This is a genomic window from Zunongwangia profunda SM-A87, assembly GCF_000023465.1.
Lineage (GTDB): Bacteria > Bacteroidota > Bacteroidia > Flavobacteriales > Flavobacteriaceae > Zunongwangia > Zunongwangia profunda.
Map to the genome: position 1 here is coordinate 3,353,171 of NC_014041.1, position 20,780 is coordinate 3,373,950.

General features: G+C 35.2%; 25 protein-coding genes. 15 read left to right on the forward strand and 10 right to left on the reverse strand.

Features of this window, described 5'->3' with window-relative positions:
• Nucleotides 1-13 precede the first annotated feature (13 nt).
• The gene (locus tag ZPR_RS14605; protein WP_013072498.1) at nt 14-589 is read right to left on the reverse strand and encodes a Crp/Fnr family transcriptional regulator; all 576 of its coding nucleotides are present in this window, start codon (nt 587-589) and stop codon (nt 14-16) included.
• A 78-nt stretch (nt 590-667) separates the two neighbouring features.
• On the opposite strand from ZPR_RS14605, the gene ZPR_RS14610 reads away from it, so the two are divergent.
• Both ZPR_RS14610 and ZPR_RS14615 read left to right on the forward strand, forming a co-directional pair.
• On the forward strand, nt 668-1,354 hold the full coding sequence (locus ZPR_RS14610; RefSeq protein ID WP_013072499.1) for an HAD family hydrolase: 687 nt from the start codon (nt 668-670) through the stop codon (nt 1,352-1,354).
• Nucleotides 1,354-1,983, forward strand: a complete 630-nt coding sequence (locus tag ZPR_RS14615; RefSeq protein WP_013072500.1) for a CatA-like O-acetyltransferase — start codon at nt 1,354-1,356, stop codon at nt 1,981-1,983. Before ZPR_RS14610 ends, ZPR_RS14615 begins: the two co-directional genes overlap by 1 nt.
• A 112-nt stretch (nt 1,984-2,095) precedes the next feature.
• Here ZPR_RS14615 and ZPR_RS14620 read toward each other — a convergent pair whose 3' ends face one another.
• Complete coding sequence (locus ZPR_RS14620) at nt 2,096-2,281, reverse strand: CsbD family protein (protein WP_013072501.1); 186 nt, start codon at nt 2,279-2,281, stop codon at nt 2,096-2,098.
• 111 nt (nt 2,282-2,392) lie between these two features.
• On the opposite strand from ZPR_RS14620, the gene ZPR_RS14625 reads away from it, so the two are divergent.
• Nucleotides 2,393-3,499, forward strand: coding sequence for an esterase-like activity of phytase family protein (locus ZPR_RS14625; protein ID WP_013072502.1), 1,107 nt, complete (start codon nt 2,393-2,395; stop codon nt 3,497-3,499).
• Nucleotides 3,500-3,546: 47 nt separating this feature from the next.
• Nucleotides 3,547-4,092 carry a SixA phosphatase family protein gene (locus tag ZPR_RS14630; protein ID WP_013072503.1) on the forward strand — a complete coding sequence of 182 codons (546 nt, stop codon included), beginning with the start codon at nt 3,547-3,549 and terminating at the stop codon, nt 4,090-4,092.
• A gap of 348 nt (nt 4,093-4,440) precedes the next feature.
• Here the strand turns inward: ZPR_RS14630 and ZPR_RS14635 are convergent, their stop codons facing one another.
• Nucleotides 4,441-5,841 (reverse strand): NAD-dependent succinate-semialdehyde dehydrogenase, encoded by a 1,401-nt coding sequence (locus tag ZPR_RS14635; protein ID WP_041580031.1) that lies wholly within the window; start codon nt 5,839-5,841, stop codon nt 4,441-4,443.
• A gap of 185 nt (nt 5,842-6,026) precedes the next feature.
• Between ZPR_RS14635 and ZPR_RS14640 the strand changes: the two genes are divergently transcribed.
• The 3 genes from ZPR_RS14640 to ZPR_RS14650 are packed head-to-tail and all read left to right on the forward strand — an operon-like array spanning nt 6,027 to nt 8,194.
• The gene (locus tag ZPR_RS14640) at nt 6,027-6,875 is read left to right on the forward strand and encodes a hypothetical protein (RefSeq protein ID WP_013072505.1); all 849 of its coding nucleotides are present in this window, start codon (nt 6,027-6,029) and stop codon (nt 6,873-6,875) included.
• Between the two features lie 18 nt (nt 6,876-6,893).
• Nucleotides 6,894-7,670: a class I SAM-dependent methyltransferase gene (locus ZPR_RS14645; RefSeq protein ID WP_013072506.1), complete on the forward strand. Its 777-nt coding sequence runs from the start codon at nt 6,894-6,896 to the stop codon at nt 7,668-7,670.
• A 20-nt stretch (nt 7,671-7,690) separates the two neighbouring features.
• Nucleotides 7,691-8,194 (forward strand): DUF4269 domain-containing protein, encoded by a 504-nt coding sequence (locus ZPR_RS14650; RefSeq protein WP_013072507.1) that lies wholly within the window; start codon nt 7,691-7,693, stop codon nt 8,192-8,194.
• Here ZPR_RS14650 and ZPR_RS14655 read toward each other — a convergent pair.
• On the reverse strand, nt 8,186-8,929 hold the full coding sequence (locus ZPR_RS14655; protein ID WP_013072508.1) for a DUF6503 family protein: 744 nt from the start codon (nt 8,927-8,929) through the stop codon (nt 8,186-8,188). The two genes, ZPR_RS14650 and ZPR_RS14655, sit on opposite strands and share 9 nt — an antisense overlap.
• 245 nt (nt 8,930-9,174) lie before the next feature.
• Between ZPR_RS14655 and smpB the strand changes: the two genes are divergently transcribed.
• The gene (smpB, locus tag ZPR_RS14660) at nt 9,175-9,636 is read left to right on the forward strand and encodes an SsrA-binding protein SmpB (protein ID WP_013072509.1); all 462 of its coding nucleotides are present in this window, start codon (nt 9,175-9,177) and stop codon (nt 9,634-9,636) included.
• Between the two features lie 39 nt (nt 9,637-9,675).
• On the opposite strand, the gene ZPR_RS14665 is transcribed toward smpB, so the two are convergent.
• From ZPR_RS14665 to ruvX, 4 genes are all read right to left on the reverse strand, one after another.
• Nucleotides 9,676-10,023 (reverse strand): hypothetical protein, encoded by a 348-nt coding sequence (locus ZPR_RS14665; RefSeq protein WP_013072510.1) that lies wholly within the window; start codon nt 10,021-10,023, stop codon nt 9,676-9,678.
• Nucleotides 10,024-10,292: 269 nt separating this feature from the next.
• Nucleotides 10,293-10,715: a DUF5606 family protein gene (locus ZPR_RS14670; RefSeq protein WP_013072511.1), complete on the reverse strand. Its 423-nt coding sequence runs from the start codon at nt 10,713-10,715 to the stop codon at nt 10,293-10,295.
• 57 nt (nt 10,716-10,772) lie between these two features.
• Complete coding sequence (gene def, locus ZPR_RS14675) at nt 10,773-11,363, reverse strand: peptide deformylase (protein WP_013072512.1); 591 nt, start codon at nt 11,361-11,363, stop codon at nt 10,773-10,775.
• A gap of 182 nt (nt 11,364-11,545) precedes the next feature.
• Entirely contained in the window at nt 11,546-11,950 is a 405-nt protein-coding gene (gene ruvX, locus ZPR_RS14680) for a Holliday junction resolvase RuvX (RefSeq protein WP_013072513.1), read from the reverse strand.
• An 88-nt stretch (nt 11,951-12,038) separates the two neighbouring features.
• Here ruvX and ZPR_RS14685 point away from each other — a divergent pair, with 88 nt between their 5' ends.
• Genes ZPR_RS14685 through ZPR_RS14695 form a run of 3 tightly spaced genes read left to right on the forward strand, consistent with a single transcriptional unit; the run spans nt 12,039 to nt 14,962 of the window.
• A complete protein-coding gene (locus ZPR_RS14685) occupies nt 12,039-12,854 on the forward strand; it encodes a 2,3,4,5-tetrahydropyridine-2,6-dicarboxylate N-succinyltransferase (protein WP_013072514.1) in 816 nt (271 codons plus the stop codon).
• Nucleotides 12,855-13,904, forward strand: coding sequence for a glycosyltransferase family 9 protein (locus tag ZPR_RS14690; RefSeq protein WP_013072515.1), 1,050 nt, complete (start codon nt 12,855-12,857; stop codon nt 13,902-13,904).
• The gene (locus ZPR_RS14695; protein WP_013072516.1) at nt 13,901-14,962 is read left to right on the forward strand and encodes a UDP-N-acetylglucosamine 2-epimerase; all 1,062 of its coding nucleotides are present in this window, start codon (nt 13,901-13,903) and stop codon (nt 14,960-14,962) included. Before ZPR_RS14690 ends, ZPR_RS14695 begins: the two co-directional genes overlap by 4 nt.
• 46 nt (nt 14,963-15,008) lie before the next feature.
• Here ZPR_RS14695 and ZPR_RS14700 read toward each other — a convergent pair whose 3' ends face one another.
• Both ZPR_RS14700 and ZPR_RS14705 read right to left on the reverse strand, forming a co-directional pair.
• On the reverse strand, nt 15,009-15,764 hold the full coding sequence (locus ZPR_RS14700) for a lipopolysaccharide kinase InaA family protein (protein WP_013072517.1): 756 nt from the start codon (nt 15,762-15,764) through the stop codon (nt 15,009-15,011).
• 96 nt (nt 15,765-15,860) lie between these two features.
• Nucleotides 15,861-16,949, reverse strand: coding sequence for a glycosyltransferase family 4 protein (locus ZPR_RS14705; protein WP_013072518.1), 1,089 nt, complete (start codon nt 16,947-16,949; stop codon nt 15,861-15,863).
• Nucleotides 16,950-17,049: 100 nt separating this feature from the next.
• Between ZPR_RS14705 and ZPR_RS14710 the strand changes: the two genes are divergently transcribed.
• The 4 genes from ZPR_RS14710 to ZPR_RS14725 all read left to right on the forward strand — a co-directional run bounded on the left by ZPR_RS14710 (nt 17,050) and on the right by ZPR_RS14725 (nt 20,770).
• The gene (locus ZPR_RS14710; RefSeq protein ID WP_013072519.1) at nt 17,050-17,619 is read left to right on the forward strand and encodes an L-threonylcarbamoyladenylate synthase; all 570 of its coding nucleotides are present in this window, start codon (nt 17,050-17,052) and stop codon (nt 17,617-17,619) included.
• Nucleotides 17,620-17,712: 93 nt separating this feature from the next.
• Nucleotides 17,713-19,164, forward strand: a complete 1,452-nt coding sequence (locus ZPR_RS14715; protein ID WP_013072520.1) for a CCA tRNA nucleotidyltransferase — start codon at nt 17,713-17,715, stop codon at nt 19,162-19,164.
• 43 nt (nt 19,165-19,207) lie between these two features.
• On the forward strand, nt 19,208-20,233 hold the full coding sequence (locus tag ZPR_RS14720) for a COX15/CtaA family protein (RefSeq protein WP_013072521.1): 1,026 nt from the start codon (nt 19,208-19,210) through the stop codon (nt 20,231-20,233).
• A gap of 24 nt (nt 20,234-20,257) precedes the next feature.
• Nucleotides 20,258-20,770, forward strand: coding sequence for an IS1096 element passenger TnpR family protein (locus ZPR_RS14725; protein ID WP_013072522.1), 513 nt, complete (start codon nt 20,258-20,260; stop codon nt 20,768-20,770).
• The last annotated feature ends 10 nt before the right edge of the window (nt 20,771-20,780 follow it).

Genomic DNA, 20,780 nt, shown 5'->3' on the forward strand with positions numbered 1-20,780 from the left:
AAGATTGTTATACTTAGGACGGATTATCTTTTAAATTCTTAAGTGACCTGTTTAGACTTCGAACAGAGATTCCCAGATAGGCAGACAGATCTGATTTTGAGATTTCAACATTATTCTGTTTTTGCATTTCAATAATCTTTTTCAGAGAATATTCAATGGCATATAATTTTTGGTGTGAGGCCTTTTTACTGGTATTGATTATTCTCTCTGCAAACGAATGAATGATTATTTTATTTAGAGCAAAATTTTCATTCAACAGTTTTAAAAAGTAGTTTTTGGAAATCTTAAAAGCTTCGACTTCAACGATCGCTTTTACCGAGCATAAACAGGGCTCATCTCTTATGATTTCGAGTTCCCCAAGTATTTCACCGGTACTTAAAAACTCCAGGATATATTCTTTTCCGTTTTCCTCTTCAAAATAGACTTTGCAAATTCCCGATTTTATCAAATACAAATTTCTAGTAATCTTATATTGTTCCATTAAAATTTTATCGGCCTTAAAAGAGACCAATTCAATCTCGTCATTATCATTTGTAAGTTTAAAATGATCCTGTATAAATTTTAAAAAATCCTTATTTACCCTAACCATTTTTTCGTGGGACAAATGTCCTTGATTAAAAATTAATTTGAAAAGAAGTTTGCATCTCAAACAAAGATAAGGATGATAATGAATATAGAAACAATAGCCCTGGATGCGGATGATACTTTATGGGTGAATGAGCCCTATTTTCAGGCTACAGAAAAAGAATTTTGTGCTTTATTAAAGGATATCATGCCCGAGGATAAAATTTCAGCGGAACTCCTTAAAACCGAAATGAAAAATCTCGAGTTGTATGGTTACGGTATTAAAGGTTTTATGCTTTCCATGATCGAAACATTATATAAAATTACCGATGCAAAAGCCGATATAAAGCTTGTTCGGAAAGTAATCGATTTGGGCCACGATCTCATTCAACAACCAGTAGAACTTATAGAAGGGGTTGAAGATACATTGGAAAAATTAAGTAAGAAATATAAACTGGTATTGGCTACAAAAGGTGATCTTTTAGATCAGGAAAGAAAATTAAAAGCTTCTAAGCTTGGTAAATGGTTTGTACACATCGAAGTTATGAGCCATAAGACTCCTGATAATTTTCGTAAACTAATTCGTCATTTAGAGATCCTGCCAAAAAACTTTCTTATGGTTGGGAATTCGATACAATCAGATATTATTCCGGTATTAGAAATCAACAGTTATGCTGCACATATCCCCTATAGCATTACCTGGAATCATGAAAAACATGAAAAAGAACTGGAACATCCAAACTTGTTTAAACTAGAAAAAATCGAAGATCTCTTAAACCATTTAATTTAATGAAGAAGCATATCAACCTGGACAACTATGACAGAAAAGAACAGTTTAAATTCTTTAAAGGTTTTGAAGAACCTTTTTTTGGACTAACTACTCATTTAAATTGTGAAAACATCTATAATTACTGCAAAAAAAAGAAAATTCCCTTCTTTGCTTATTATTTATATCAAACCAATAAAGCAGTTAATCAAGTCAACAATTTTCGGCAAAGAATTATAAATGATCAAATTTATCAATTTGATGTTATCCATATTTCTACAACTATAGCCAGAAAAAACAAGACTTTTGGTTTTTCGTATCTTAAGCACAGTGAGCACTTTAACGAATTTCTTGATCAATTCGTTAAAGAAAGAAAAAGAATAGAAAACTCTGATTTACTTATGCCGGCAAATATGGATGAGCAAGTAATACATTATTCTGCTATTCCCTGGATTAATTTCAGTTCTATCTCACATGCAAGAAAATTTTCCATTAACGATACTTGCCCAAAAATTACATTTGGAAAAATCCATAAAAGTAAAGAAGGCCTTATGATGCCAGTTTCAATTCACGCCCATCATGCGCTTGTGGATGGTTATCACATAGGTCAACTAGTCCAAATAATCCAAAACAACTTTAATAACAATGAATAAGAGGTAATCCCCCTTATCCTTACTGTTTTATGACGTTATTGCTCTAGCTTATTTAAATAAAAAAGACTGCCTTTTTCAGACAGTCTTTTTTGTTTTGAGACGATTATCGTAATTACCACCTATCGATCTCTTTCTTCAATTCTTCTTTGGACTTACCGGTTCTTTCCTGCAGTCTTCCAAGCATTTCATCAAATTTCCCCTCAGAGTAGGTTGCATCGTCATCAGTTACTTTCCCGTACTTCTGCTTAAATTCACCTTTTATCTGTTTCCATTTTCCTTCTAGCTGATCATTATTCATAACATTTGTTTTTATTGGTTAACAATATAAAGTTACAATATCAATCAGCTGATTAATCATAAGAAATCGCCATATTTTACTTAAGCTTTTGTTATTTTTAACCTGAAAAAAATGATGATGAAAAAATTAGCAATATGGGGCCTGACGGGACTGTTTTTTTGTTCCTGCGCCACCACCAGAAAAATTGAAGATGACAGATTACAAATTCGTTTTCTGGACGAATATGTTATCGACAAAGATCTTAAAATAGACAACACTAAAGTTGGTGGTCTATCAGGTATCGATTATAAGGATGGTAGCTATTATTTTATTGTCGATACACCGTCAGATGCCCGTTTCTATCAAGCCGAAATTAAGCTTTCCGCAAATAAAATTGATACCGTAAACTTTAAAAAAACGGTAATGATCGAAAAGACTGCTGAATTCTTCAAAGATCATACTTTAGATCCTGAAGCCATTAGGTTTTTACCCGAAGAAAATCAAGTGTATATTAGTAGTGAAGGGAGCATTAATAACCAAAAAGATCCTTCCGTTTTTATTTTAGACGAAAGTGGAAATTTTAAGGATGCTTTTGAAATTCCTCAGCATTTTACTGCTCAAGGCGAACAAAAACCCAGACATAACGGGGTTTTTGAAGGTTTGGCGCAGTCTTACGATGGTAACGGATTTTGGGTGGCTACCGAACTTCCGCTGGAAAAAGATGGCCCCAAACCTAAATTATTTCCTACAAAATCATTTACCAGAATTACTTATTTCGACAAAGACATAAAAAAAGCAACCAATCAGTTTGCCTATCGATTGGATGGTATATCAAAAATTCCATGGATGTATTTTGCTGTAAACGGGGTTACGGAGCTGTTAGAGTATAAGGAGGGAAATTTTTTGGTATTAGAACGCGCCTATTCTGCCGGTCATGGCTCACATAGCAACACCGTGAAAATTTTTGATGTTGACACTAAGAGGGCGACAAATATTTTAGAAAAAGAATCACTTAAAAAAGCTAGTTTTTCGCCAGCCAGAAAGCGTTTGGTATTCGATTTTAAATCGGTTAAAGATCAACTAACCGATAAAATCATCGATAATATAGAGGGAATGTGTTTTGGCCCAAAACTCGAAAATGGTAAACAGTCTTTACTACTAATTTCTGATAATAATTTTAATAGCTTCGGGAGACAACTAACACAGCTTATTTTAATGGAAATTGATTTTAAGGAATAAACACAATTAGCTTGGTCTCAAATTTAAAACCAAAACGGGAAAAAATCATGACACAAAATATCAAATATCTTTTCTTAAGTCTTGTATTAATAGCTATTTCCTGCCAGCAAAGCCCACAAAAAAACATAGAAACAGCGCAGCCGAAATTCGATCAAATAAGCACGTATTATTTCATAAGGCATGCTGAAAAAGATACTACCGATAGAGAAAACCGCAATCCTAGATTAACTGAAGAAGGGAAGCAACGAGCTGAAAATTGGAAAAATGTTTTTACTGCCGTAGATTTTGATGCTATCTATAGTTCTGATTTTATTAGAACCAAAGCAACGGCTCAACCTACTGCACAAAGTAAAGGACTCAAAATTGAAATCTACGATCATACCAAATTAAATTCCGAAGCATTTAAAAAAGCTACTAAAGGAAAAAAAGTACTGGTGGTGGGACACACCAATACCACCCCGTATTTTGCCAATGCTGTGTATGGAGAAGAATATTTTAATAATGATATTGATGAAGCAGAACATGGAAAATTATTTATTGTTCAGGTACATTCAAATGGAAAAAACTCTATTCAGCAGTTAACCATAAACTAATTTGAGTTCGATTTAGAAATCCCTGATGCTGAGTAAATATTGCAAAAGATTTTATATCCAAGCTTGCAATTTACTTGTATTCCTTACAAATTTCGATGAAAATTCACTCGATGAACCAAATACCTGTACTAATAAGCTTAGGCTATAAATTAATTTTAATTTGTAAATATTTTTGAAAATATTTAGAGTATGGAATTTCGGAATGGCGAAAATAACTGTTATTTAAATGACCGATAATCACTAAAAAAGGGAATTGAAAAGCAAAAAGCCGTGAAAATCAATTCACGGCTTTATCCAACCAATTGCGCTGAAACTAAATTCAGCATCTTAAGTGTTGTTATAAATGTTTTATCCTTGCAGAATATTAATTGCTTTGGTGTTTACAAATTCTTTGATTCCAAAACCACCATGTTCTCTACCATAACCAGAGTTTTTAACTCCGCCAAAAGGCATATTAGGTTGCGCCACACCAAAAGAATTAATAAAAACCATTCCGGTATCAAAATGCTTTTCAGCTAACTCGATAGCTTTTTTCTCATCCTTAGAGAAAATTCCACCACCAAGACCAAACCTACTATCGTTCGCAATTCTCATCGCATCTTCGTCGTCCTTTGCTTTAATGACAGAGGCTACTGGTCCGAATAATTCATCATCATATGCTGGCTGTCCAGGATTCACATTTGCCAATACTGTTGCTGGGTAAAAGAAGCCATCTCCGTCTGGAATTCCACCGCCACAAAGAACTTTAGCGCCATTTTTCACACTTTCTTCCACCTGCTCATGTAATTTCTCCCTCAAGTCCTTACGTGCCATTGGGCCAATTTGTGTATCCTCTTTTGTTGGATCACCAAATTTTACATTTTTCATTTTTTCTACGAAAGACTCTAGAAAAGCATCGTAATTTTTCTCGGTTACCACAAATCTTTTGGCTGCTACACAAGTTTCTCCGTTATTATAAATTCTACCTTTTACACTCCATTCTACAGCAGTTTCCAGATCTGCATCATCTAATACCAAATACGCATCGTTAGAGCCTAGCTCTAGTACTGTTTTTTTAAGGTTTCCTGCGGCTTTTTTAGCCACTGCTCTACCCCCATTAGGACTTCCGGTAAAGGTTACTCCTCTTACAAAATCATTATCGATAATATCATCAGATTGATCATGATCTATAATCAATACGGTAAATAAACCTTTAGGTAAACCGGCTTTCTCAAAGATTTCCTCTAACATCAAACCAGATCCTGTTGTACCCTCAGCATGTTTTAATAATACTCCATTACCAGCCATTAAATTAGCAATAGCGTATCGTACGACCTGGTAAGCAGGGAAATTCCATGGTTGTATTCCGTAGATAACTCCAATAGGAGAATACGTAATGATTCCACGTCCTCCATCAGGAAGTTCACGCTCAGGTTCGTTAGCTAACTCTTTTTGACCATTTTCAGCGGTGTATTCACAAATAGCTGCACAAAGATCAATTTCTTCTTCAGCCTGAGAAACAAGTTTTCCCATTTCGCTGGTCATAAGCTTGGAAAACTCCTCTTTATAATCTTTTAATGTGCTTCCTATTTTTTTAAGCACTTCTGCTCTTTCCGCTAAAGAATATTTTTTCCACTTCACAAAGGCTTCGTGACATTTTTTTACGGCTTCGCTCGCTTCTTCATTGGTCATTAACGGATAATCCTTTAGGCTTTTACCTGTAGTTGGATTAACAGTTGTAATTGTTTTGTTTTCAATTAATGTACTCATAGCTTTTAATTTTTTTCTAAGGTACATTACCATGAATGGCCTGGCTGATAAATCCCCGTTAAAGCTTTTTGAATTTCAAGTTAATTGAGAATTATTAACAGAAAATTGTCTTCATTAAATCTTTGTTCACAATAGAGCAAATTAGACTTTATTTTGTTAAATTTATTTTTCATTTCTCAATATTTATGCGAAGATTACTTTCCTTATTTCTGGCATTAAGCGCAATATCCTGTGCTTCTAAAATGAAATTAATAGGAGAAGCCGTTCAGCAATTTACTCCGCTTCATAACAATGATGCCGTTGTTGTTATAGAAGAATATAAAAAGATACCCGATTCTATTCCTACAAAAACTATTGGGGAGTTTCACTTAAAAGATGGTGGATTAACGGTAGATTGCAGCTACGAACATGTATTGGACCTGGCCAAAAATGAGGCTCGAAAATTTGGCGGCAATGCCATAAAAATTACGGAACATAAATTACCCAATGCATTATCCACCTGTCATCGGCTTAAGTTTAAAATCCTTAAAATGGATGATATTTTTCCTTTTCAAGAGATGCTTATTTGGAGTAGCAAACATTCATTGGACTGGAAATATTTTAAAGGTGCCCCAAAAATAGAACGCCCTTCTTTTCTTTGCGCTACTTTAAATGTAGATTATAAAAATTATAAAATTGGCGGCAAAGGTAGCATTGAAGTCTTACCCATCATTGTTCTTAACTGTAGTTATATTCAGCCTCAATACCAAAACCAACATCAATTAGAATACAATCAGCTTAAGTTTGATTTACTAGAGCTTTACGCCCGAAAAATGCGCAAGGCTTTTAACGAAGCCAATATCGACTCCCAGATGAAATGGCAAAAGTTCGCTGAAAAAATTTATAATGATATTTTTAACGATTTTGAAACCGAAATCTATTACCTGGAAACCGAAACTAATTTTGGTTTGGAATATACAGAAACCTTACGTTGGAAATATCGTTTAAAAGGAGACCTGGCGGAAACTAGTTCTTTTAGCACCGATACTATTTAATTTTTTTAAAATTAAAAAATGGCGACAAACTGGGATGCGCAATTATATAATACAAAGCATGATTTTGTATTTAATTACGGAAGTGCTTTAATCGAACTCTTAAAACCGAAAACAGGGGAACTTATTTTGGATTTGGGCTGTGGTGCGGGTCAGCTTACTGCAAAAATTGCCAGTAGCAGCACCGAAGTTATTGGAATGGATGCATCTGAAAGCATGATTGCAAGTGCTAAAAAGAATTTCCCCGATCTTGATTTTAGAGTAGCTAATGCCGAAGATTTTAATTTTCCCGAAAAATTTGATGCTATTTTTTCTAATGCCGCCTTACACTGGGTAAAAGATTATAAAGCGGCCGCCATAAATATGCTAAGACATTTAAAGAAAAATGGACGTGTAGTACTGGAATTTGGCGGTAAAGGAAATGTGCAAAAAATTGAAACAACGTTAAAAGCGGTATTATTAGAAAAAGGATATCAAAATCAGGCCAATATTAACTTATGGTATTTCCCATCGGTTGCAGAATATACGACTGTTCTGGAACAAACAGGATTTGACATCCGTTTAGCCGAATTATACGATCGCCCCACCAAATTAGCCGATGCTGAAAGCGGAATTACAGACTGGCTTTCGATGTTTGGAAAGAGATTTTTTGAAGGTATTCCCGATGTTGAGGCTGAAAGTATTAAGAACGAAGTGCAAACAAGATTAAAAACAACACTTTTAAAAGAAGATGGCTGGTATGCCGATTATCGAAGGTTACGAATAATCGCATACAAAAACACATCCAATGGATTTTAAAAATATTGATTATCTAAAATATGGTAGCAATATTCAGCAACTGGCGTATCGTGCGTGAACTTTCAGATTTAAAAATCTTTTTAGTTTTACAAGAATTTGAGCCTGTACTTACAGGAACCATTCCGTTAGATATTGCCATTACTTCCAGCGACCTGGATATTTCCTGTGCGATAAAAAATCATGATGAATTCAAACAAAAACTGTTTGAGCATTATAAAGAGCAACTCCAATTTAGTTGTAGAACGAAATCAAGATTCGAGGAAACGGCCAGTATTTGCAGTTTCAAAGGCCAAAATTTCGAAATCGAAATCTTTGGACAAAACCTTCGGGTAGCAGAACAAAATGCCTATCGTCATATGATTATCGAACATAAAATCCTTCAGGAAAACGATGAAAAATTCCGTAGAGATATCATCAAACTTAAAGAAAGAGGACTAAAAACAGAGCCTGCCTTCGCAAAACTGCTTGGGCTGGAAGGTAATCCTTACCAAGCGCTTCTAGATTACAAAGCAAACTTATTCTGAAATATTAACCTTTACGTCTTCAGTAATTATTTCAGAAAATAATTTAAGCTTACCGGCCTCATAGAGTGCATCCAAATTTTCTAGTGGCGTAGAAAGATCATCTTCAGCATAATTTTTATAATCTACAAAACGTAATCCGTTAACTATTCTTGGGTTAAAAGCCGCTCTAAAACGAATTCCGCCAGCATTCACGTGATAACTGTACGCCAGATAATCTACTGTAAAAGTGCTGGTATTTATCCAATATAAATATTCATCCTCATAATCGGTGCCGCCACCATCCTGATTAAATGTCACTTTGATCTCGTAATATTCTTTTCCTTTGATACTGTCCTTGCCCAGTAAATTTTTATTCACAGCATCGCCATTTAAACCATAAGGAAGTTGCACGAAATAATGTACCGAATTTACCGAATTTGAGTATTTACTAGCTATGGAATCAAGCAAACTAAGTTCCTTATTATTCCTGTTCCTTGTAAAGCCGTTATTGGTTACTATATCGGTAATTTTATTTCCTAGAGAATCTTCCTGAAGGCGCTCCAAATGAAACCTACCGTTCTTTCGGCTACTTTTATACTGCTTGTCGCGAAAAGTAAATGAGATATTAGCTGAATCATATTTTTCACCTCCGGCAACTTCAATGGCTTTGTTTATAATTTGATTAGCGTCAAGCTCTTTTTCCTGACAGGAAATAACTACCAATAAAATTATGCAGAGTAGGGTAACTTTTTTCATAGCTCAAAAATAGTCGGCAAAGATAATAAATCCTTTCAGGTAGTCCAGATATTATAGAGCGTGATTGAAGTGAAATGGAAATGAATCACTACCTTTGTTTGTTACGATTTCTTTAAAATCCCTCAATAATCTTTTAAAGCTTACTATTTTTGCAGTCTATAAGAGGTACGTCTGGGATTTTATGCTATTATGCTTTAGAACCTCTAACATAGCAGAACATCGAAAATTATGAAATTTCAATGTAAATGAAACAAGCAAATACTATAAATATAAAAAACCGAAAGGCTAAATTTCAATATGAATTCCTGGATAAATATATAGCCGGAATTAAATTAGCCGGAACAGAAATTAAAGCCATACGCCAGGGTAAAGCTTCGATTGCCGAAAGTTTCTGTGAATTTCAGGACGGTGAATTATATGTGATCAATATGCATGTTGAAGAATATTCTCATGCCACACACTTTAACCATAATCCAAAAAGTGAGCGTAAACTTCTTTTACAGAAGCGGGAATTAAGAAAACTGGAAAAAGAGGTGAAAAACGGTGGATTAACGATTATCCCGCTTCGATTATTTATTAACGATCGCGGACTGGCAAAAATACAAATTACGCTAGCCAAGGGTAAGAAACTTTATGATAAGCGAGAAACCATTAAAGATCGGGATAACAAACGTAAATTAGATCGCATAAAAAAGGAGTATAATTAAAAAACTATACTCCTTTTCGTTTGGAAAAAATAATCTAATCTACTTTAACTCCCCGTAATTAAAAGCCTTATCTAAATTGGCTTTAATCGTTTTACGATGAATAAAGAAGTTTTCATCGTTGCTTCTTTTTAGAACTGCAAAAGTTCCTTTATTTGTGTTTTCTATAGAAATTACTTCTACTTCCATTCCATCCAGTTTTTTATAATTTGGTCGTTCCCCCTGCTTCACCAACATATTTAATTTTGGAAGTTTTAAAGAATGGAACTTTAAATTACTACTGGAATTAATCGTAAAAATATCTCCCTCTTTTACATTTTCAGATTGTTTCTGGCCGTAACTTATGCCAGAAATCAATAATCCTATAAAAACTAAAATATTAAATCTCATAGCGTTAATTTTTCTTTTTGATTTACATCAAAATTAAAAGACTCACTTTAGAATATTATTGGATTGAGATTAAAATCTGATTAGAAATCGTTAATACATTAATAATAAAAGTTAAATTTTACGAAAACATCAAAATATGAATTTATTAATTCTCTGAATCTCAGAAAAATAAAAAATTTTAGATATTCACCTTTTTGACAATACCAAAAAAAACCTGTTTGAGTATAATGCTCAAACAGGTTTTTGCTGTTTTGAAATAATCGTAATAACTATTCTTCTTCTCCGCTAGTTTGCGGTTCCTCCTCTTTAGAGAAATCGGTATATCCGTTTTTAGTAAGAAGATTATACCACTGGATAATTTTTTTAATGTCACTCAGGTATACGCGATCTACATCATAATCCGGCAACACTTCAGCAAAATAATCTTCCAGTTGGGCTTTAGAAGATTTGTGGCTAATTGCTTCACCACCATCTTCTTTTTGCTTTATATTTTCCAGTACCTGTCCAAGCGGTACTTCTTCTGTATAGGTATAAATCGCGATCTCGCTAAGAATGCTCACGTTATGACGCATATTAACGGCGATTTTCTTTCCATCCAAGATTGATTTTGCAATAAATCCTCCTCTGGTTTGTGCAGCAAGCTCATACAAACCTGGTTTTCCTGATATTGCTAAAATTTTATCTAATCCCATAGTGTCTTTTGAATTTGGGTGGCAAATATCACACCCCGCTTTAAATTATCAAAAATATTAACGACCTTTTTTTACGCTAGGAAAGCGCATCTTATAATCCACTTTAATCTTACCTGAAGAAATCTTTTTTAAACGCCCGTTAATCAGTCGTTTCTTAAGGCTAGAAATCTTTTCAGTAAAAAGAATTCCTTCCGTATGATCGTATTCGTGTTGTACTACCCGTGCGGCTAAACCAGTAAAAGTTTCCTTTTTGGTTTCAAAATTCTGGTCCTGATACTCGATAGTTACCTCTGGCTTTCTAAAAATATCTTCTCTAACATCGGGAATGCTTAAACAACCTTCAGAAAAAGCCCACTCGTCTCCGGTTTCTTCGATCACCTTGGCATTAATAAACACTCTTTTAAAGCCCTTTAAATATTCCTTTTCTTCCGCAGTTAAATCGTCATCTTCGGCAAAAGGTGCTGCATCGATTACGAATAAACGAATAGGAACCCCAACCTGTGGTGCAGCAAGCCCCACACCGTAGGCATTATACATGGTATCCCACATATTACTTATTAATTCCTCTAACTTCGGATAGTCCTTATCAATTGGTTTTGCCTTCTTTTTCAATACCGGATCACCGTAGGCAACTATTGGTAAAATCATATATCAATCTTTAATCGCTGTTTAAAATGTAATGTATACTGTTTAAATGATAAATGCCTAATGGAAAAGGTATTGTATCATCAGTATTCCTTTATTTCTAATGCTTTTACAGTAGCGGAAGCTATCTATAAAACTTGTACCCTTCAATTTTATTATTTTCAAACTTTCTACTTTCTCCCTTTTCAATAAAGATACGACTGCAGGATAATGGTTGCACTTACCTCATCGACCAAAGCTTTGTTTTGTCGTTTTTTCTTTTTGAGTCCGCTATCGATCATCGTCTGAAAGGCCATTTTACTGGTAAAACGCTCATCGACACGAACCAGCTTCATTTCAGGAAATTTTTCGGTAAATTTTTTAAGAAATTCAGCTATAAAAACTTCACTTTGGCTGGCCGAATTGTCTTTTTGCTTTGGCTCTCCAACCACAACTGTTTCTACTTTTTCTTTTTTAAAATAATCCTCAAGAAAATTTAAAAGAGACGAAGTATCAACAGTGGTGAGTCCGCTGGCAATCATCTGAAGCTCATCAGTAACGGCTATCCCCGTTCGCTTTACCCCATAATCTAATGCCATTACTCTTGCCATACTTCAAAATTTATGCAAAGGTAAGGTTTATATCCATAGCTCCCCAAAAATTACATTGAAGCTCTTATATTTGCTAAAAATTAGATGTATGGATCACTTAAAAACAAAAATCGAAGCAGCCTGGGAAAACCGTGAGCTGTTAAAAGATAAAGAAACTACGGATGCCATTAGAGAAGTCATTACTCTTTTGGACGAAGGTAAACTAAGAACAGCAGAGCCGGTTGAAGGTGGATGGCAGGTAAACGAATGGGTAAAAAAAGGAGTGGTTCTTTACTTCCCTATTCAAAAAATGGAAACCCTTGAAGCTGGTATTTTTGAGTATCATGACAAAATGCCTCTAAAAAAAGGCTATAAAGAAAAAGGAATTCGTGTAGTACCAAACGCAGTAGCCAGACATGGTGCTTACATTTCCAGCGGTGTGATTATGATGCCAAGTTATGTAAATATAGGTGCATATGTAGACGAAGGTACAATGGTGGATACCTGGGCCACAGTTGGTAGTTGTGCACAAATTGGTAAAAACGTTCACCTTAGTGGTGGTGTTGGTATTGGTGGTGTTTTAGAACCATTGCAAGCCTCTCCTGTAATTATAGAGGATAATGCATTCTTAGGATCTCGAAGCATCGTAGTAGAAGGTGTACGTGTCGAAAAAGAAGCAGTACTTGGTGCTAATGTTGTACTTACGGCATCTACAAAAATTATTGATGTAACCGGGGATGAACCCGTAGAAATGAAGGGGATTGTTCCGGCAAGATCTGTTGTAATTCCTGGTAGTTATACCAAAAAATTCCCGGCAGGAGAATTTAATGTACCCTGCGCATTGATTATAGGAAAACGTAAAGAAAGTACCAATAAAAAAACGTCTCTAAACGATGCGCTTAGAGAATATGATGTAGCGGTATAAATGAAAATTCTGGTAATACAACAAAAAATGATTGGGGACGTGCTTACGTCCTCAATCTTATTTGAAGCACTTCGGAAAGCCTATCCCGAAGCGCAATTGCATTACCTTATTTATCCTCATACCAAAGCGGTTGTAGAAAACAATCCGTTTATCGATAAGTTGATATTTGGTAAAAATACGCTTCCGTTTTATAAACTGGTAAAGCAGATTAAAATTGAAAACTATTACGCTATTATCGATGCTTATTCCACTGTAAAAACCTCAATTATCACCAGTTTTTCGGGAGCAAATTATAAAATTGGATTCGATAAAAAATATACCCGGCCATTCTATACGCATGTTTTTAACAGAACTATTGAGGCCAAAACAAACGCAGGTGCTGCGATCGAGAAAAGAATGCGATTAGTAACGCCTATTATTAAAGATGCTCCGCTACAACTAAAACCAAAAATATTCTTAACTGAGACGGAACGTGAAAAAGCAAAAGCAAAGTTAGTTGAAGGCGGTGTAAATATTTCAGATTCCCTCTATATGATAGGCGCTTTAGGAAGTTCTGCAAAGAAAACCTACCCACTGCCCTATTTAGCAAGGGTCCTGGATCAAATTGCAGCTAAAGAAAATACTTCGATCTTATTCAATTACATCCCGAGTCAAAGAGAAGAAATCAACACTTTGATAGGACATTGCAATACGCAAACCCGGCAAAAAGTTTATCTTGATATCTACGGCGAAAGTCTTCGGGAATTTTTAGCTCTTACCAGTTTCTGTGATGCGATAATTGGTAATGAAGGTGGCGCCATAAACATGGCAAAGGCTCTAAATATTCCTTCTTTTGCTATATTTTCACCAGCTTTAAACAAAGCCAACTGGAATATTTTTGAGGATGGAAAACACAATGTTTCGGTGCATTTAAAAGATTTTTCTCCAGAATTATTTACAGATAAAGACCAGGAGTATTTGCATAAAAACGTCTTTGAACTTTACGATAAATTTTTACCAACATTGATGGAAAAACCGTTACATCATTTTCTAAAAATAAATGCGAAATGACCTATCGTTTTCTTATTTATATAAGTCATACTTATGCCTTGCCTATCGGTTTACCACTTCAGGAAGAAATTAAGCAAAGAAATGATGAAGTAAAATGGTTTTCTGAGTTGGAGGCCCCTAAAAGTTATTTTCCTGAAAACGGGGAATTACTAGCGACTATCGAAGAAGCTTTAGCCTACAAACCGCATATTGTACTTTGCATTACCGATGTGGTTGCCGATTTTCTACCGGGATTAAAGGTGCAGATATTTCATGGATTTTTAGCCAATAAACACACCGATAAAAAAGGACATTTTAGAATTCGTGGCTTATTTGATCTTTATTGCACCCAAGGGCCATCGACCACCATTCCCTTTAAGAAAATTCAGCAAAAAAAGAAACATTTTTTAGTTCGTGAAACCGGTTGGTCTAAAGTTGATCCTTTATTTAAAATTGAAGAAAACCACCGGGAGAAACCTACAATTTTACTTTCTTCAACCTTCTCCCCTAAATACAGCTGGTTGTATAACGAAGAAGTAATATCCGAAATACAACGTTTATCGAAAACCGGGGAATTTAAGTTTTTAGCGGTACTTCACCCAAAAATGGACAAGGATAAGATTGAGATTGTACAGAAAATGCAGCATGAAAATTTTAAATATTACGACACTACCGATATTATTCCACTATTCCGCCAGGCAGACATTATGTTTTCAGACACGACCTCTGCGATAACCGAATTTATCCTTCAAAAAAAACCTGTGGTGACCTTCAGAAATAATAAACCTGCCAGTCACCTCATCAACATTTCAAATCCTGAAGCAATCGAAAGTGCCATCAGGCAAGCTTTTTCTCCTTCCAGGGAACTTTTGGAAAATATCGAATCGTACATCTATGATACGCATCCTTATTTTGACGGCAAAAGCAGCGAGCGCGTAATTTCTACCTGCATTGAAGTTTTGCATACGGATAAATCTGAATTATCCAGCAAGCCATTAAACCTGGTAAGACGCTATCAATTAAGAAAAAAATTGAATCATTTTACTTTTAAAAGTTACAGAAAACCTTTTACCCGATAATCAAAATTAGCTATAAACAGAGTATTTTCCTTTGATCTATAATAGGTTAGTTTTTCCAGAATTTGAGCTTTTTCTTTAATCTTTTTTTTCTAAAAAATTTCTCCTGAAATTCCTGTGTGTAACCCCACATAGTTTCAAAAACTTCATTCTCATTCCAGGCGGTAAGCTGTGAATACTCATTGGCCATAATCTGAATCATTTCCTTATTAGGCGTTAAACGAGAGAAATTTTTCATACGTTGTTTAAAATCCAGTCGCTTAAAATTCATTCGATTTAAATCGACTAAAAAGAATTGAAAACCTTCACCGTCGATCTGAATTAAAGTGTTGCCGGGAGAATGATCTAAAAATTCTATATTTTTTTCGTGAAGATCGTAAGTAAATCGTGTAAAAGCTCTTAAAACTGCTTCCTGATGCGCAGCATCTTCAAATTTTTCGATATCCCTAAAGGTAAAATCATATTCCAAATGATCACAAATGTAATAGCTTCTGCCAAACGTAAGCCATTTACATTCTTCGGCATAGGCCACGGGAAAAGGTGTTCCTACTTCGCGAGATAAAAGATATTCGGCATAACTAAAACTGCGCTCGGCTTTGGATTTTCGAAAAAAACGATAAACAAATTTATTAATCAGATTAGGGATTCTAAAGGACTTCACATTTACCGATCTACCATTAAGATCGAAGGTTTTAATGGTATTTCGCCCACTGCTAAGTGTTTTCCCTTTTTCTGAAAAATCAGATAAAATCTTTTCGATTTTTTCAGACTGATCCTTAAAAGCATCTGCGTATACGATTTTCATCAAGATTAAATTTTGTTCATGCTTAAACCCGCGCTAACGACCGCAAAAATAATATTTCAATAATTGAATGCTTTAGATAATTAGGGTTTATTAATCCTAAACATTTTGATAAATATCCAGTGTTTTCTGTACTAAACATTCTACACTAAACCTTTCCTTACAAATATGAAAAGATTTCTCAACAAACTGCTCCCTAAGCTCTTCATTTTCATATAGTTTCTCAATATAATCTCCTAAATCTTCATACTCTTCAACCTCAGCATAAAATCCATTTTCAGCTTGCCTTATCGCATAGGGTATCACTCCTACATTGGTAGAAACTACCGGTGTTTTATAAATCATAGCTTCCAGTACAGAGGTTGGACCGCCTTCTTTTTTTGAAGACATCAGGAAAAGATCAAAAGCTGAAAAATAGGAACTGGCATTTTCCTGAAAGCCCAGCATGAAAAAATTTGAGTTCAAATTCAAGTCATTAACTAATTCCTTCAATTCGGCGGTTAAACCGGAAAAGTGCCCAATTTGGAAAAAATACAGATTCTTATATCCTTTTTTATTGATCAGGTAATTGGCAGTATTTATTAAGGTTTTTAAGTCTTTGGATCTGGTGTGGTTTCCTATATTACCAATTATAAAAGCATCTTCTGGCAAATTATATTTGCTTTTTAGGGATATAGGTTCCCAGTTTTCCCAGGTAACACCATCCCATACTATTTCTAGTTTACTTTTGTTCTTTAAAGAAATTACATGCTCCAGATCGTCTTTAACTCTTTCTGACACACATATAATTTTGTCAATTTTTCGGTAATTGTATTTAAACTTACTTAAAAAAGACATGTTTCGGCTTATGCCTTTTTTAGAGAGCACTACCTTTGGTGCCAGCCCATAAAATAAATCAGCCAATACATAGCCGGTTAAAAAATTCCCTGTATGCACATGAATAATATCAGGTGCATAACTTTTAACCACAGCGCTAAATTTCTTTAGAAAATCAAAACTATAGGGCTTTTTATAAGCGACATTGAAGATTTTAATTTCGTCTTCCTTAAAAATATCTAACAAGGGATTTTTATGATAGCAAAATAAAGCCTGCTCTATTCCTTTGCTATTTAACCCACGCACCAAATAGAGCAATTGCTGTTCATTACCGCCCCAACTTCTGGCTCCATTTACATGTAAAATCTTCATCGTTGATTTTTTTTATCGGTTTTTTGCATATTTAAATACAAAAAACAACCAATCTTTTCTTCACTACCCTTAGTTTTGCAAACATATACAATATTAAGTAATGGAAGATAAAAAGACTGAGATTCAAAATTGTTTAGCCGTTCTTAAAAAAGGTGGAATTATCCTTTATCCTACCGATACGGTTTGGGGAATTGGCTGTGATGCCACCAATGCAGATGCTATTGATAAAATTTTTGCCCTTAAAAAAAGAGCAGAAAGCAAATCGATGATCTGTTTGGTTTCAGATTTTAAAATGCTCAATGAATATGTAGAAGAAGTTCCTGAAGTGGCATACGATATTCTGAAATATGCTGCAAAACCAACTTCCATTATTTACGACGATCCCATTCGTGTGGCTGAAAATATAATTGCTGAAGATAACACCCTGGCCATACGGGTCACTAAAGATCCTTTTTGCAAAGAGCTCACTAAGCGATTACGCCGGCCTTTGGTCTCGACCTCTGCAAATATTAGCGGACAGCCAACACCGGCTTCTTTTTCCCAAATTAGTCCTGAAATTTTAAAAGGTGTAGACTATGTAGTAAATTTGCACCGGTCTAAAAAATCATCAAAACCATCGGCTATAATTAAACTTGGCAACGACGGGACGGTAAAAGTGATAAGGAAATAGTTATAACCCACGAATATAGTTAAACAAGATTAGCCAAATTTCATCAGGATTTCATAGACCTAAAAGATATCTTTTACAAAAATTGGTGTATTCGTGGCAAAGAAAATTAATGTAGTGAAAAATTATAGCGAAGCTCTAAATCATCAAATTTTTAAAGTAATTGCTAAGGCAACCGAAGAACTTCAACTAGACAGTTACGTTATTGGCGGATTTGTAAGAGACTTTATCCTGCAACGTGGCAATGCTAAAGATATTGATATTGTTGCTGTGGGCAGTGGGATCGATTTGGCTCTAAAGGTTTCACAACTTCTTCCTCATAAACCAAAAGTACAGGTTTTTAAAAACTATGGTACTGCTATGCTGCGCGCGTTTGATATGGACATCGAATTTGTAGGCGCCAGGAAAGAAAGTTACGCTGAAGATAGTAGAAACCCTGTGGTTGAAAATGGTACGCTGGAAGATGATCAGAATCGTCGGGATTTTACAATAAATGCCTTAGCCTTAAGTTTAAATACCTCAAATTATGGTGATCTACTGGATCCTTTTGGCGGACTGGCAGACCTAAAATCGCAGTTAATAAGAACACCCCTTGAACCCGGAGTAACCTACTCTGACGATCCGCTTCGTATGCTAAGAGCGATACGTTTTGCTTCCCAGCTAAATTTTGTAATAGAAAAAAAATCCTTAGATGCTATCAAAGAGCATCATAAGCGTATAAAAATCATATCGAAAGAGCGAATTACAGAAGAATTACATAAAATCTTATTATCTAACCGGCCTTCTAAAGGCTTTGCGCTTTTACATAAAACAAAACTTTTAAAAATAATCCTTCCTGAACTTACCGCTTTGGAGGGTATAGACGAAATTGAAGGACAGCGCCATAAGGATAACTTTTGGCATACCCTTGAAGTTGTCGATAATATTAGCCAAAATACTGATAATCTTTGGTTGCGATGGGCTGCTTTACTTCATGATATTGGTAAAGCACCAACCAAGAAATTTCATAAAAAGATTGGATGGACCTTCCATGGGCATGAATTTGTAGGATCTAAAATGGTTTTTAAATTATTTAAACGACTTAAAATGCCATTAAATGATAAAATGAAGCTTGTCCAGAAAATGGTATTAATGAGTTCACGGCCAATCGCAGTGGTCGACGATGATGTAACCGACTCGGCCGTACGGCGATTAATATTTGATGCCGGTGAAAACATCGATGATCTTATGATCTTGTGCGAGGCAGATATTACCACTAAAAATCCGCGTCGCTACAAGAAATATCATAATAACTTTAAGATCGTAAGGCAAAAGATGAAGGAGGTTGAAGAACGTGATCACGTTCGTAATTTCCAGCCGCCTGTTAGCGGGGAAGAGATTATGGAAACCTTCAACATCAAACCCTGTCGAGAAGTGGGTATTATAAAAGATGCCATTAAAGAAGCGATCCTGGAAGGTGATATTCCAAATGAACATGCAGCTGCAAGAGAACTTATGCTAAGCAGGGGTAAAAAACTTGGACTAAAAGAAGTATCAAAGCAAGATTAAAACATCAGGAAATTCCCAATAATTCACTTTAAAAATTTAAATTGTGTATCGAAATTCGGTAAAAATTGCACTTATTTTAGTGTACCTGGTCATCGTAGCAGGTGCCGTAGTAAGAATGACGGGAAGCGGAATGGGATGTCCCGACTGGCCTAAATGTTTTGGTTATTACATTCCTCCTACTCAGGAATCCGAACTGCTATTTCAGGCAGAAAGGGACTATGAAAAAGGTCAGGTAATTATTGTAGACGAAAGTTTAAAAGTAGCTAAAAGCGATTTTACTTCGGCAGAACATTACAACCCGAAAAACTGGGAAAACTACACACGGCATGATTATGCCGTTTTTAATCCGGCACACACCTGGACAGAATATATAAACAGGCTCGTAGGAGCACTGGCAGGATTTGCAGTGTTAATCATGGCGGTGTTATCTTTTAGAAAATGGAAAACCAGAAAACGGCTTTGCATTTTATCCTGGCTTTCGGTTTTTCTAATGGTATTTCAGGCCTGGCTTGGTGCCACCGTAGTGTACTCAGTATTAGCACCGGTTAGAATCACCTTACATATGGTCATGGCTTTGGTTATCGTAGCGATATTGCTTTATATCCTGGCCGATTCTTCTGCTAAAATTTATGCTTTCAAGGTTTCTAAAAGTTTTAAAGCAGTCGTCCTTGTTTCGATCATTTTAAGTTTAATTCAGGTGATTTTAGGAACCCAGGTACGACAGTTTGTAGACGAACAGGTAAAAGTTTTAGGTTACGGTACCCGCGATTTATGGCTGAATAATCCAGAGATCTCTTTTTATATTCACCGCTCCTTTTCGGTTTTAATATTTTTAGTAAATCTTTTTATCTGGTGGAAAAACAAACAAAAATTCTATAAACTCGGTCTAACCAATTGGATCATATTCTTGATTGTGATCGAGATTTTTACAGGAATGGGGATGTATTACCTGGACTTCCCATTTTTAAGTCAGCCACTACACCTGGTGATTGCTTCGGTATTATTCGGAGTTCAGTTTTATTTATTATTAGAATGTTTTAAAAGCAGCAAACCGCTTAAAACTTCTTAACTTTGAAGCTCAAAATTTTCAATTATGGTTTATCGATTTAGAGTAATTCTAGACACGGCAGAAGATGTTTTTAGAGATATTGAGATTTTAAAAACCGATACGCTCGAGGATTTACACAATAGTATTGTGCAGGCGTTTGGTTTTGACGGAACCGAGATGGCTTCGTTTTACTTAAGTGATGACGAATGGACACAGGGCGAAGAAATTCACCAGTTTGATATGAGTGGTGGTGACGATAGCATTCGTTTAATGAATGAAACCGCTTTAGATAGCGTGCTTTCTGAAGACCAGACCAAACTACTTTACGTATACGATTTCTTTAATATGTGGACGTTTATGGTGGAACTAGCGCAAATTGCAGAGATTGAAGAAGGTCGTGATTACCCAAATCTAATGTTTGTACATGGGCAAATTCCTTCTAACGCACCAGATAAAGAATTTAAGGCTGAAGAAGATCCTGCGGCAGACGAGAATTTTAATGACGATTTTGATGTAGACGATTATGACAGTTTTTCTTTTGACGAAAACTGGAACTAATTTTCTATAT